Raw genomic sequence first — 12,663 nt, 5'->3', positions numbered from 1 at the left:
GTACGCCAACCTCACGAACGCCGACGGTCCGATCGACGGGTTCGACAACGCGTCGTACGACCACACGACGTTGCCGTTGTACAGGTTCGTCAGCAACTGCGAACCACCACCGGTCTCCTCACCGGTGTACGACAAGAACTTCTCCAGACCCAACTGATCCGACGTCGGATCCTCCACAAAACGGTCCACACACAACAGGCCGGCCGTCTCCATCGCACACCCCTGCGACGGCCTGCCCGGCGGGGACGTCGCGTTGTCACCGTCGAACCAGGTCTTGTCCGGCTTCCTGAGATCCAGATGCAGGTCGTACGCCTTCCGCTTCGACCCCGAGTCGGCGTTGATCGGCGCCTTCATCGGCAGCGTCACGGTCTTCGACTCGCCCGGCGCCAGAGCCTGTTGCAGCGGGACGCTCAGACGCTCGCCTTCAGTCGTCAGGTCGACTTGGCTGCGCGGATCAGTCCACCGGTACGACACCAGCAGATCGCCCGGCCACGGGCTGTTGGACGTGTTGGTGACCGTCACCGGAGTGCTGACAGTCGTGTTCGGGTCGAACCGCTCGGGAATCTGGTCAGCCTGGTAGGTCTCGGCGTCGTTCTTGGCCAGGTGCTCGATCCACAACCGGGGACGGAACAGGCTGTCCGGCGACTCGCTGTTCGTGATGCTGACCAACTGCTGCCCGGTCGCGCCGGCCGCTTCGTCCCGCGTGCGCAGCAACAGACCGTGATTGTCGCCGGGGTTGTCGACCCACGACTGGACCTTCGTCAAGAAGTTCTCGTCGTCGGCGTTCGGCGCGAACGTCAGCCGCTGCGCGTTCCCGTCCGGATGAACCGACGCCATCAGCTTGGTCGCGTCGTAGTCACCACCTGACGTCGTCCAATTGATCGTCGACTCGGACTGGTTCCAGGTCGCCGAGTCCTCCTTGAACGGCCGGGTCAACGCATACAGATCGAAGTCCGCCCGACCACTGCCAGAACCGTAGTTCGAGAACAGTTCCACCCGTGCATCGATGACCTTCGTACCCTGCTTGATCGATCTCGTGTCGAACGCGAACACCCCACGCTCGACACCGTAGGTCGGGTGGTTGTTGCCGACCTGCACCCAATACCGCGTATTCGGCGTACCGCCGCCGTCCGGGCGCGACAGGTTCGCGTCCGGCTGCTGGAAGCTCAACGTCGTGTCGGAGATATCGCCGCTGAACGACCGCAGGATCCGGCCCTCACGCGGCATCGTCACCGTCTGCACGTTCGACGCCGCTCTGCCGTTCTCGCCCTTCCTGACGTCGGCGACCGTGCGCGCCACGACCCAGTAGTTGTACGTCGCCGGCTCGGTCGCACTCGACGGCGTCGCATCGCTGTCGGTGAACGACCTCACCTCGGGCGGGACGGTCCCGACCAACGTGAGCGCGGTCGGCGCAGTCGTCGAGAAGTAGTCACCCACCGGCGTCGCGCAAGGCTCGACCGGCAGCGCGCGGCACCCCCGGAAGATCTGATACTCGACCAGGTCGTCGTCATCGGCCGGCGTCGGGTCGTCGTACTTGCCCCAGGTCAGCTCCGCCCCGTCGGCGTTGACGGTCGACGGCGGGTTCAGCGTCACGCCCGGCTCGTCGTAGGTGATCACCAGGTTCGGCCGCGCCGCGGTCTCCCCGCCGTACGTGCCCTCGCTCGCGCTGTAATACAGGCCACCGGCCGGGGCCGTCGCCGGATTCTCATCGACCGCCTTCAGCATCACCCCGAAGTTGTGCGTCGGGTCACTCACCCACGACTGCACATACGAACCCAACCCATACGAATGCCACCCGTCACGGTCGCCGACCTGCTTTCGTCGCCGTCGAGTACTTCCTCCACCGGATCGCATCCGCGACCGGAATCGTCGCCGTCTGCGGCGACTGCTGCCGCGTGATCTTCAGCTGCGTCGTGTTGCCCGGACGCGAATGGATCGTGCCCAGCGTGTACCACTGCGCACCCCCCACGACACCGGCCGTCTGATCCCAGGTCGTGGACTGCGTCGTCACCTGACCATCGGCGGTCGCGCCAACGAGTGTCGTCGGCAACTTGCCGCGGACCGACGACTGGAAGTAGAACCCCTGCACCTGATAGTCGCCGTCGCTCGGCACCCGCGCATTCCACGTGAACTTGTCCGGCGTCGTCTCGGTTGGCGCAAACGAGAACGACTTGTTGATGGCGCTGTCGTTGGACTGGTACTTCCACGTCCCCTCGTACGATGTCGACAACGTGTCCTGGTCGTCCACCAGCACCGTGTTGTTCGCATACGTCCCGTCGAAGGCCGTGTTCATCGACGCCCACGTCGCCGTCGACTCCGACCAGTCCTGCGTGACCTTCACCGCCGCGAACGGCAGCTTGTAGTCCCCGCCGAAACCCGCACCGTAATGCACGTTGAGATCGGCCGAGCGGATCGTTGTGGTGGTCGGGATCATCGACAGATCGAACTTGAGCAGGCCCCGCCAGGTGTTGTGGCTCAAGTCGTCACCGGCCAGCATCGTCGGGATGCTGCCGTAGTTCGTGCCCGAGTTCTGCTCGGAGATCGAGGTGTCCTGCGCTGCCGCCGGATCCGGCACGACCACGATCGTCGGGTCGACGACGATCGGCCAGACCCGTTCCTTCGCCGCCAGCCAGGACTGGTCCGGCTTCAGCGTCAGCAGCGTCTTGCCACCCTGCTGACTGATCGTCTGCGTGATCTTGTCCGAATAGCCCGGCTGCCCGAGCCGGTTCTGCGCCGAGGAGTCGTACATGTTCGGTGCCGGGATCACGTACTTCGACCGCTCGTCCCCCGAGCCACCACTGTTCTTCTTGAAGAACCCGATCGACCCGTCCGGCTGCGCCTTCGCCGTCAGACCGCTGGTCCGCAGCTCGAACGTGTACCCGTCCGCAGCGCCGGCCGCGTCGGCGGCAGTTGACAGTACGACGGTCTCCTTCACGCCCGTGCGGGAGATGTAGTAGCGCACGTCCGCCGTACCGAACACGTCCGCGAACGCCACCGACGAATCCTTCACCAACGGCGTCAACGACCGCTTCTCACCCGCCGCACCGAGACTGATCGACTCGCCGCCGTCAACGCCAGACTCGAAGGTCAACAGGCGGTCGCTCGACTTGCCGAACCGGGTACGGAAGGTGTTCTTCGAGTTCTCGAACGAGTCCTCGCCGGCACCAGCGGTGACGCGCGTGTCGATGGGCTGAAACTTGCCCTTGGAGTCCTTGTAGTGCACCGGCTCCGTCGACAACTCGACCTGCGTCGTGCCGTCGCTCATGCGATACGACGTCGACGACGCCGTACGCCGCTCCACCAGCTCCCGCACACGCGTCGGCTTCCCGGCCCCGGCAGTCGAGCCGGCTGTCGTGGTCTTGGCCACCCGTGCGGCCGTTGGCGGCGCCAACGGGCCAGCGACCGCACGAGCCGCCTGCGGCACGGCGGCCTGCGCAACCTGCTGTGGACGCGCGAGAGCGGCAGCTGGAACTCCGAGCGATGCCGGAAGAGACAGAACCAGGGCAGACGTCAGCAACCTACGGGCGCGGCGCATGGGGCACTCCAGCAGACGAAGGGGCGGAAGCACCAGCGCAGCCCCCGCGGCACCGGTATAGACAACAGACTTTCTATCGTTCGAATTGCTGGCCTGCAACCGCACTGCATGTTGCTGCAGACGACACGCCGCGCCAGCGCCACAGGCGTTCGCTTGTGTTAAACCATCTGCGCCCGGCGCCGGGCCACCAACGCCCCGGATCCGTGTGGTAGCGGTCTACTGGATGTCGTCGTCCCAGTCCGGTTCGTCGGGGTTACGCAGCTGGCGGATGCCGGCGGGGCCGAGATCGGGCAGAGCGAAGGAGTAGGTGCCGATCACGTTGATGTGCTGGCGGACGAAGGGCGACAGCCGGGCGAGGTCTTCCTCGGTCAGCGGGTAGCCGTCGGCCTTGAGCTGGTCGAGGGCCCGGTCCATGTAGACGGTGTTCCACAAGGTGACGCAGTTCATGACGAGGCCGAGCGCGCCGAGCTGGTCTTCCATGCCCTTGTAGTAGCGCTGGTACAGCTCACCTTTCTTGCCGTGGAAGATCTTCGCGGCCAGGGCGTGGCGGGACTCTTGCAGGTTGCGCACGCCCTTGATGTCGCGGCGGTAGGGCTCCTCGACGGCGTAGGTGAGGATGTGCAGCGTCTTGAAGATGCGCCCGTAATGGGCGATCGCTTCCCCGAGCGGGGTCGGGTTGCCGTCTCGCTGGATCATGCGCAGCAGGTCGTAGGCGCGGATCTCGCCGGTGTAGATCGACACCACGACGCGCAGGATGTCGCCCCAGTGCCGGGTGATCTTGTCCAGGTCGATCTTCCCGCGCGCGAAGCGGGACAGGCTGCCGTAATCGGCGTCCTGGATGCGCCAGCCCTTCTGATCAGGGATGTCGGCCAGCGCGGGCCGGTACTGCATGCCCAGCAGGTGGACCAGGCCGAAGACCACGTCGCTGTAGGATCCGGTGTCGGTCACCAGAATCTCCGGGCGCGGGCCCCCGTCCCGCCGGAACGCCACGTCGATCATGTGGAGCGAGTCGCGGACCGTGCCGGTGACGACCTTCGCCCCGAGCCCGACGCCACGGTCGTTGATCATGTTCAGCCAGGTGACCCCGCGCGAGCGGCCGAAGTACTTCTTGTTGGGGCGGGTGTAGATCGAGGGCACCGGCACCACGAACCGCATCCCGTCGATCGCGGCGACCAGACCGCCGCCGAGCGCCTGCGCGAATCCGATCTGGCCTTGCTCGTCAATCAACGGACCGTTGGCCAGCGTGTAGGTCTCAGCCGACAGATAGCTCTGCGCCACATGCGACAACCGGCCGCGCTCCAGGGCCGGTGTCCCGGCCTTGACCACCGGGGCGTAGCCGATGTTCAGCGCCTGAGCGGTCAGGCAGGCCGCGACCGAGACATGGAAGTCGGCGAGCTTGCTCACCCCACCAGCGGCCGACGTGAACGCGGCCTCGAACGCCGGCACGCGCCCCATCACCTCCAGCAACAGCTCCGGCAAGTCGGCACGCGGCAGCATCGCCGCAACCCGCTTCCGCAGGTCGATCAAGGACGGCGACTCCGGCAGCGCGGTCAGCTTGGCCACGTGCAGGCGTCCTTCCGCATCCACCGTCACGCCCATACCCGCGTCCACGCCATCCCGGCCGTGCTGCCCGGCCCGGGACGCGACATCGTTGAGGGCCAGGTGGAGCACCATCGCGTGCTCGGCGAGCAACCGCTCGGGATTCTCCGGCAGCTGCAGGTCCACCAGCGCCGGGCCCTTGGCCGCGTCCCACCGCGCGCCGTCGAGCAGCTGGCCGCGCGGGTCTCGCCAGCGGGCCGAGGCTTCGGCATAGACGTCGCGGCGCTTGAGATGGCGATGGAACTGGGTGAGCACGCACATGGTGTAGGCGTTCTTGTCCACGCTGCTGCCGTTCGGCAGGCTCTTGAACACCAGCCGCTTCCACGACCCGGTCACCAGTTCGGGGTCGATGTCGGCTTCGGTGACCTGCTTCCTGCGGCCGTCCAGCAGCCGCGGCAACTGCTTCATCGCCCCCAGCACCCGGGCGCCCTCGGCATTGGCGCCGAACTCGATCACCGACGTCAACGTCTTCAGGAACCCCGACACTGTCGCGATCCGGGAAGCCAGCAACGCGCGCATCTCCCCGTCGGCCTCGGCGCCAGGTGGCGGCACCATCTCACTCACCGCGGCGACCGCCTCCCTCAGCTCCCGACGCGACACGATCGCGTCGATCGCCTCCCACACCTGATCCAGCCGCAGCTCCTCGCCGTACTCGGTCACCTCCAGCAACGTCTCAACAGCCGCGGCCAGGGTCGCCGAATGCTTGGCCAACCTGGGATGCTGGCGTGCCCGCTCCTTGCTGGTCGCGGTCTCGGCCTTGCCCACCAACTCGGTGGTGACCAGCAGGTCCAGCAGCTCAAGGCAGTCGTCGACCGCCTTGCCCTCCAGGTAGACGACCGTCGCCAGCAGCGTCGCAAGCCGACGCGACGGGCCATGCCGGCGCAGCGTCGAGGCCGTAGCCTGCATGCCGTACCGGGCCAGGTCCACCATCCGCCGATGCGGCACCTCCGGCGGCAGCGGCATCGCCCCCAGACCGACGCCGAGGATCTCCGCGGCGCGCTCGAGTGCCTTCTCCAGGTTCTTGCCCGACGGCCCCGCCGGACCCTTGCGCCAGCGCTCCAGATCCGAAGCCCGCCTGCCATCCGGCACCTCCAGCAACGACCCCAGGATCACCCGCTGACGCGGCGACAACACCGCATCCAGCGTGCCGTAGAGCCGGTCGGTCGCCTCATCCCGCACACGAGCGACCAGGCGCGCCAAGGTGGTCACGCCCGGCAGCAGCACCTTGTTGGTACGCAGCCACGTCACCCCGTCGAAGAAGATCGTCTTCTTGCCGTCGCCGGTATTCCAGGCCCGCGAGTCCACCCAGGCCGTGAACTCGGCCTCAGCCTGCGAGAACTCCCTCAGCTGATAGGCCGCGCGGATCACCTCCTGGTGCTCGAACGGCGTGTTGCGCCGCTCGGAGTACCGCTTCACCTGCGAGACCTCCACGATCCCGAGCTGCTCACCCAGATACACCAGCACCTCATCGGGCACATCCAGCGGATCGGCCAGGAAACGCCCCACGAACCGCGCCGTCGTCAACTGGAGGGCGAAACCGAGACGGGCGTGTGCCCCTCGCCGCTCAGCAATCAGCGCCCGATCCGCATCATCCAGAAAGAAGAACCGCTCCAGCTCCGCCTGCGACGGAGCACCCGAGAACCGGCCATACGCGGCCGCCTCGCCATCACTCAAGAACTCAACTGGCATAGACGCCGAAGGTAGGGCAGGTCCTGCGACCCAGGCCAGGACAAGATCGAATAGTTAGCTGGTGCGCCTACTAACGGGACTCTCCGTTCGGATGCTCGTCATACCCCGGCTCCACGGAGCGCCTGCTGAATCCGCCGGGCTCGAGGTGGGACTCCTGTCTCCGTTGTCGGTCCGGACGGGCCGGTTCACGAAGGAGGACGTGCTCGTTGCGAATCGTGCCGCGCACACGCAGGTGCTGGCCACTGGCGGCGACCTGCGATCGGCGGTGACCGACAGCTCCGGCAGCGTCGTCGGTCGGTACGTCGGCCCGCACACCGCGAAGCGGGTGGAGTTCTGGATTGAACCTCACCAGAGCCACCCCGTGCCCGTCTTGATCGGGACAGCCTCGATGGTTCCCGACCTGGAGTACGCCGTCCCGCCGGGACAGTGGGGTCTGGTCATCGAGCTACAGACCGACAGCGGCAGCATGCAGCTGGCGCCGCTGGAGCTCACCATACGCCGTAGGCAGCACACGGAGCGCCTACCAGCGGCTCACCGGGATGCCCGCCACCCACCCCGACTTTGAGCCAAGCCCTGGGCAGAACCAGGAACGCACTGCTTTGCCGCCGATCGTGAACCGCGCTCATGCCGATGTGCGGTAGACCGCGTTGATGGGAGACTGCGCGATGTGGTCACGCCTGAGCACCCACTGCTTCCGTTTCTCGTAGACCTGGAGTCGCCGTACAAGGCGAGTGTTCCCAGCGACTACGACCCACGAGAGCTGATCCGCTACGCGCTGGGAACCTCCGACTACTGGGCGGACCTCGCTCTCAGTTGGTTAGATCAGGGCGCACCATCCGACGGACTGGACGGTGCTCTGCTCGACCTGGAAGGCCAGCGTTCGCGACCTCAGTCCCTGCGACACCACGCCCGTCGGCTTCGGAAAGCCCGCTGAGCGGAACACACTCTCATGCCGCGTTCCGCGCACTGTCATGCCGATGGGCGGACGTGTGGACGGTGGCCATCTAGGGTTCCTGCATGAGCGATGACGCCGTTCGCGAGCGACTCCTCCAGGTCGTCTGGAAAGAGATTCGTTCCACCGACGAAAACAACGTCTTGAACATTCCCGCGGCTCGACGCGCCATCGAGGCGGGCGCTTCTCCAGCCGACGTTGCCCGAGCGATGACCGCTGCCTCCTACGAGACGGCGTTCCGATTGCTGTTCCTGCTGTCCGCCGAGCATGCCGAAGAGGCGAATGACAATGCCCAGACGGGATGGACGATCGTCGAGACCAGCCTCGACGACTCTGACGAGCTAGCGCCCGACGCCGGCCCAGACCTGGAGTTCCTTCACGAGGACCTCTTGTCCTCCGATCCGACTGGCGCGGAGGGGCAGGACCTCTTCACCTAAGGTCCAACCGCCGGACATGCCGCGGACACTGATACGCGGATATGCCGAATTGAGGACGTTGTTCAGAGCGCCTCGCACGCGGGGTCCGAACCTTGACCCACTCTCGAGACCCCGCCAGCTCGGGGAGCAGTTCGCGACGCCGAGCAACGGAGATGTCAGCGGCTCCGCGTCTCCGGGTCGCGGGTGCCGGCACGACGACGACCCTACGAGTTGGTGATGTTGACGAGTTCGTCGAGCAGCTCGTCGCTGGGGATCAGCGGCGCGAGGAGGTCCTGGACGTACTGGCGGCGGGTCTCGGGCTGCATGGTTGGCCACCAACTCCCTGACTGCCGGAGGTGGTCCCGGATCTGCTCCACGCGGTGGGGTTGGTGCTCGGCTCGACGCCACAAGTTCCAGTCCTTGTGGGGTTCAGCGGCGGCGAGCATGTCGGCGAGGCTGTGTTGGATGGCCGCGATGTGCGGACTGCCGAAGAACTCGTCGGCCGGGCCGTCGAACTTGCGCTCCATGAGCATGCGGTGGAGGGAACGGGCCTGATCAAGCCCGCCAAGGGGCAGCTGCCACTGGTTCACGCCTGCCATTCTCCTACCCCAGGCGTCCGCATCCACGAGTTCCCACGAGAGATCCGGCTACCGGCGAAGGTCCGGAATTGCCGCACTCAGGGCGTCGCCAAGCGTGCTTCGACCTCGCTGGGCGCCATGTCGTAACCGGTCGCGGCGCCACCAGACCAGTTCACTCCGACGTGCAGCCCGTCGTCCTTAAGTCCTGGGAGCCAACGCTCCCGGAATTCAGACAGAGCGATCTCGACGGGCTCCATGGTCGAGTAGGCGGGCACAGTCGCGATGACGTTCTCGGCCCGCGACTTCATCGACCAAAACGGCATCGCTCTGAGGCCGTCCCGGTTCAGCGGCGCAGGGAAGCCGTCCTGATCGCGAATACCCCAGACGCGTTGATTCGTTCTGGCCTCGCGAAAGAAGGCCACCGCCTGCGCTGCGCTGGTGCTCACGAGCCAATGTTCGCAGCAGCCCGTGCGACACGCACTCATCTGCCGCGAAGAGTGACGTCCGGAACCGCTGATGAGCGGTAACCATCCCAATTCCGATGTCATGCGCCACAATGGGCCGGTGAACTCCAAGTCGCCCAAGTCCGGCTGGGCAGATCGGCTGCCGAGCGGACCGCCGCTCCGTGATGAGTTGGCGCGCCTCGTGGATTCTGACCAAGGGCGCGACACAGCCGAGAACGACTACTTCGAGAGCGCCAACGACCCGCAGTTCGTGGAGACTGAGACGGCACAGCGAAGGTTCAAGGGCCAACTTCGCCGGCGGCTGAGGCACCGCGAGTCCAAGGCACGCAGGCGGGCGTCCGAGTGACCGCGAGGCGACCGGTCATGCCGCCGTCCGGGCAACCGCTGGCGCCGAGTTAACCACCGCCGTCAGGAGTAGAAACCCTGACCATATGACTCAAGCGGGACGGTGAAGCGCTCCGCCCTGTTCGCCTTCAGGAACGTCACGCGCTCATCTACTGCAACGATCGCGTCCCGTAGCGAGAGACCGCGTACCTCTCGCAGGTGCTTGAGCGCGTCCGGATTCGTCCGTCGAACAGGAAGCGGTCGGCCACAGACCAAGGGTCGTCCGGCACGTTCACGAGCGAGGACTCTAGCGCGCTTCCGGATCTGCCGCCGATAGGAAAGTCGCGGAACTGCTGATGGTCGTGTGTCAGTAGCGCGTCTGCCGGATGATGCGTTCGAGGATCTCCGGCGGCGTTTCGCCAGTTTTGGCGGCCAGTTCCTCAACAGTCTTGGCTGCGAGGAAGGTCAGGCGTATGAGGTTGCGAATGCGTCTGTCTTGGCAGCCTCGTCCAGCAAGTTGTAGAGGTCGGCGTCTTCGTCATAGATGTACGCCAGCACGGCGGCAACGGAATCTCTGTATGCCGCTTCGCGGCGCTTCCGTTCGCTGACCACCGGCATGATGCCGCCGGTCGACCCCCTGTGCGCTACTGCTGACGACGGTGCACGGCTCGATATATCGTTCGTAGGTGCTTCACGAGCTATGGGAGGACCCTGACGACGATGACGGATACGGACCGTCGTTGACGTTCTGCCTTGCCGGTCCGCGAGGGGATGCGGCCCGCGCACTGCTTTCGGCGTCCGCTCGGCTGACATGGACCGTGGAGGCCGACAGCCACCTCGAGGCGATGACCCTGTACTACGAGCACATGGGCTGGGGCACGTGCACGACCGACCAGGAGTGGGACCGTCGCACGTACGCCGAACATGGCTGGGAGTAGCCTCTGTCCGTGAAGCACGGATCTGGCTCCCCTCTGTGTCAAGAGCGCGGTCTCTTCGCCGTGGAGTGTCCGCCGGCGCTTGTCGCCGTCAAGGTCGTTCGTCCGTGGGGCGCTCCATCTTGACGGCTCCGGCGCGTCGTCGTGGCGGGTTGGCTGTCGAAGGCCCCGCGTGGGGTCGAGTGGGGGCCGCGATCGGGGTAGCGTCGAGGTGCGGGTCCGGGCTGTGGCTTGTCCGAAGAGCCGATGACCGGGGTGTGTAGGTCGGCCGCGCTGGATTGTGGAGTCGCCCCCGAGTGCCCACCCGGATCCGCCTCTTGCTCGACGGTTCCGCGGGCGTGCGCGTCTGCGACGAGCTGGCGATAGACAGCGTCGGAGAGGCGTCGTTTCAAACAGCGCAACGCTTCCATCGGGGTCTTGGCGTCGGCGAGCTTGCGGCGGTAGTAGGCCCGGCCTTCGGTGTCGTGGCGGATCTGCACGATCGCGGCGATGTGGATGACGTGGTTCATCCGCCGGTTCCCGGCCCGGGACAGCCGGTGGCGGATCTGCTCGCCGCTGGAGGCGTCCAGGGGTGCGGTGCCGGTCCAGGAGGCGAAGTGGTTGCGGTCGCAGAACCGGGCCACGTCACCGACGTCGCAGAGGATCCGTGCCGCGCCGGCCGGGCCGACACCGAACAGGTCCATCAGGTGCGAGCCTCGGTCGGTGACTGCGGTCTTGAGTTCTTTCTTGATGGCTTTGAGCTTGGCGTCGACGACGACCAGGTCCGCGATCTCCTCGGCGGCCATGCGTCGAATTGTCTTACCCACCAGGGTTCTGGGCTTCACCGTCGCCAGGAGCTGCCTGGCCTGCAGCGCGGACAGGTCCCGCTTGTTGGCGCCACCGGGGATCAGCTCGGTCAGCAGCCGGTGCAGCCGGTTCACCGTCTGCACCCGCAGATGCGACAGCTCGTCACGCCGGTCGGTCAGCAGCCGCAGTGCGATCAGCTCCTCGTCATAGGCCAGCCGGGTCAGCCGCGGCGTGCGTAGCGCGACCATCGCCACCGCATGCGCATCGGTGGCGTCGGTCTTGCGGGCGTTGCCGGTGTCGAAGACCCGCACGCGTGCGGCGAGTTTGGCCGGCACGTCCAGCACGGTCTCGCCCTGGGCGAGCAACCGCTGTGCGAGCGGACGCCCCACCCCGTGTGCGCCCTCAACCGCCCACACGTGATGCGGCCACTGCCCATGCACATACCCGCTCATCAACCGGTAGCCGGCCGTATCAGTGCCGAACCGCCCCCTCGCCAACACCTGACCATGCCCGTCGACGGCCTCGATCGTCACGCTGTCCTTGTGCGGGTCCACACCCACAATCACTCCGCTCATCCTGCGACCTCCTGCCAGAGCCACCTCGGCGAGGACGGGCAAAGCTACTTCGAGCCACGGGCAATCCCCTCTCGAGCCACGCCTCACCAACGGCACCCGGCGGGCCGCACGCCAGATGAGAGCCACACCCTCGGGTGGGCAGCCGCTGATATGAGAGCGTCCCGCCGAGCACCTCGACAACAGCCTGGCCAGGCCGCCGCCGTAGAACAAGTCAACAAGTAGCCGCGATCCGCGCTGATGCGATGAGCGATCGTGTGATCGGGCAGACTGTCGGCATGGATCGCGAGGGTCGTCAGGAACTCCACTACCGGGCACTTGAAGGCGACATTCCAGGCGTCCGGGACCGCCTGGCCGCCGGGGACGACATCGGGCTGGCCGACAGGCAGGGCTTCACGGCTCTGCACTTCGCTGCGCAGCAGTCGCAGCCCGAGGCGGTCAGGATGCTCCTGGAAGCTGGAGCGCCAGTCGACCCGCGAGATCGGTTCGGGAACACGCCCTTGTGGCGTGCGATGTTCAACTCGCGTGGGCGGGACGCGACAGTGAAAGCGCTCCTCAAGGCTGGCGCCGATCCGGACATCGTCAACGAAGCCGGAGCAACTCCGCGTGACCTGGCCAAGAGAATGGGCGCTGAGGAGATCGCCGCGCTGTTCCCCGAAACGCACTGAAATGCCGCATATGGTGTGTGTGGCGAGCATCATCGAGCGCGGAGGCGACTGGAGGAATAGTCAAGACCTGTGGATTGGCGTGTCACGCAGCTTGTTGATCACCTCCTGATTCGTCGGGTCGTTCGACGAGTTTGCCGTTCTCGAA

At 66.3% G+C, this 12,663-nt stretch carries 12 protein-coding genes; 5 read left to right on the top strand and 7 right to left on the bottom strand.

Features of this window, described 5'->3' with window-relative positions:
• From ACIBL3_RS46800 to ACIBL3_RS46790, 3 genes are all read right to left on the bottom strand, one after another.
• Window positions 1-1,755, bottom strand: a 1,755-nt coding sequence (locus ACIBL3_RS46800) for a DNRLRE domain-containing protein (protein ID WP_396360542.1), incomplete at its 3' end; no start/stop codon positions are given.
• Window positions 1,756-1,798: 43 nt separating this feature from the next.
• Window positions 1,799-3,367: a DNRLRE domain-containing protein gene (locus ACIBL3_RS46795; protein WP_396360541.1), complete on the bottom strand. Its 1,569-nt coding sequence runs from the start codon at window positions 3,365-3,367 to the stop codon at window positions 1,799-1,801.
• Window positions 3,368-3,751: 384 nt separating this feature from the next.
• On the bottom strand, window positions 3,752-6,823 hold the full coding sequence (locus ACIBL3_RS46790; RefSeq protein ID WP_396360539.1) for a Tn3 family transposase: 3,072 nt from the start codon (window positions 6,821-6,823) through the stop codon (window positions 3,752-3,754).
• Window positions 6,824-7,022: 199 nt separating this feature from the next.
• Here ACIBL3_RS46790 and ACIBL3_RS46785 point away from each other — a divergent pair, with 199 nt between their 5' ends.
• Together ACIBL3_RS46785 and ACIBL3_RS46780 are read left to right on the top strand one after the other, a co-directional pair.
• Entirely contained in the window at window positions 7,023-7,388 is a 366-nt protein-coding gene (locus ACIBL3_RS46785) for a hypothetical protein (protein WP_396360538.1), read from the top strand.
• A gap of 452 nt (window positions 7,389-7,840) precedes the next feature.
• Complete coding sequence (locus ACIBL3_RS46780; protein WP_396360537.1) at window positions 7,841-8,212, top strand: hypothetical protein; 372 nt, start codon at window positions 7,841-7,843, stop codon at window positions 8,210-8,212.
• A gap of 203 nt (window positions 8,213-8,415) precedes the next feature.
• On the opposite strand, the gene ACIBL3_RS46775 is transcribed toward ACIBL3_RS46780, so the two are convergent.
• Together ACIBL3_RS46775 and ACIBL3_RS46770 are read right to left on the bottom strand one after the other, a co-directional pair.
• On the bottom strand, window positions 8,416-8,724 hold the full coding sequence (locus ACIBL3_RS46775; RefSeq protein ID WP_355689398.1) for a hypothetical protein: 309 nt from the start codon (window positions 8,722-8,724) through the stop codon (window positions 8,416-8,418).
• 143 nt (window positions 8,725-8,867) lie between these two features.
• Entirely contained in the window at window positions 8,868-9,215 is a 348-nt protein-coding gene (locus ACIBL3_RS46770) for a DUF2750 domain-containing protein (RefSeq protein ID WP_396360536.1), read from the bottom strand.
• A 118-nt stretch (window positions 9,216-9,333) separates the two neighbouring features.
• Between ACIBL3_RS46770 and ACIBL3_RS46765 the strand changes: the two genes are divergently transcribed.
• Window positions 9,334-9,579 (top strand): hypothetical protein, encoded by a 246-nt coding sequence (locus ACIBL3_RS46765; protein WP_396360535.1) that lies wholly within the window; start codon window positions 9,334-9,336, stop codon window positions 9,577-9,579.
• Window positions 9,580-10,022: 443 nt separating this feature from the next.
• Here the strand turns inward: ACIBL3_RS46765 and ACIBL3_RS46760 are convergent, their stop codons facing one another.
• Window positions 10,023-10,175, bottom strand: a complete 153-nt coding sequence (locus ACIBL3_RS46760; RefSeq protein WP_396360534.1) for a hypothetical protein — start codon at window positions 10,173-10,175, stop codon at window positions 10,023-10,025.
• Between the two features lie 68 nt (window positions 10,176-10,243).
• Here ACIBL3_RS46760 and ACIBL3_RS46755 point away from each other — a divergent pair, with 68 nt between their 5' ends.
• Window positions 10,244-10,495, top strand: coding sequence for a hypothetical protein (locus ACIBL3_RS46755; protein WP_396360533.1), 252 nt, complete (start codon window positions 10,244-10,246; stop codon window positions 10,493-10,495).
• Window positions 10,496-10,533: 38 nt separating this feature from the next.
• Here the strand turns inward: ACIBL3_RS46755 and ACIBL3_RS46750 are convergent, their stop codons facing one another.
• On the bottom strand, window positions 10,534-11,853 hold the full coding sequence (locus tag ACIBL3_RS46750) for an IS110 family transposase (protein WP_396360532.1): 1,320 nt from the start codon (window positions 11,851-11,853) through the stop codon (window positions 10,534-10,536).
• A 242-nt stretch (window positions 11,854-12,095) separates the two neighbouring features.
• Here ACIBL3_RS46750 and ACIBL3_RS46745 point away from each other — a divergent pair, with 242 nt between their 5' ends.
• Window positions 12,096-12,518 carry an ankyrin repeat domain-containing protein gene (locus ACIBL3_RS46745; protein ID WP_396360531.1) on the top strand — a complete coding sequence of 141 codons (423 nt, stop codon included), beginning with the start codon at window positions 12,096-12,098 and terminating at the stop codon, window positions 12,516-12,518.
• Window positions 12,519-12,663: the final 145 nt, after the last annotated feature.

Origin of the sequence: Kribbella sp. NPDC050124 (genome assembly GCF_044460355.1) — a bacterium.
Taxonomy (GTDB): Bacteria; Actinomycetota; Actinomycetes; order Propionibacteriales; family Kribbellaceae; genus Kribbella.
The sequence above is the reverse complement of the archived record's forward strand: the minus strand, read 5'-3'. Positions and strand labels throughout refer to the sequence as shown.

Bases quoted from the DNA above. Each gene is read 5' to 3' on its own strand.
- ACIBL3_RS46780 (WP_396360537.1), top strand. From the start codon at position 7,841: ATGAGCGATGACGCCGTTCGCGAGCGACTCCTCCAGGTCGTCTGGAAA.
- ACIBL3_RS46745 (WP_396360531.1), top strand. From the start codon at position 12,096: ATGAGCGATCGTGTGATCGGGCAGACTGTCGGCATGGATCGCGAGGGT.
- ACIBL3_RS46750 (WP_396360532.1), bottom strand. From the start codon at position 11,853: ATGAGCGGAGTGATTGTGGGTGTGGACCCGCACAAGGACAGCGTGACG.
- ACIBL3_RS46775 (WP_355689398.1), bottom strand. From the start codon at position 8,724: ATGCTCATGGAGCGCAAGTTCGACGGCCCGGCCGACGAGTTCTTCGGC.
- ACIBL3_RS46760 (WP_396360534.1), bottom strand. From the start codon at position 10,175: ATGCCGGTGGTCAGCGAACGGAAGCGCCGCGAAGCGGCATACAGAGAT.
- ACIBL3_RS46790 (WP_396360539.1), bottom strand. From the start codon at position 6,823: ATGCCAGTTGAGTTCTTGAGTGATGGCGAGGCGGCCGCGTATGGCCGG.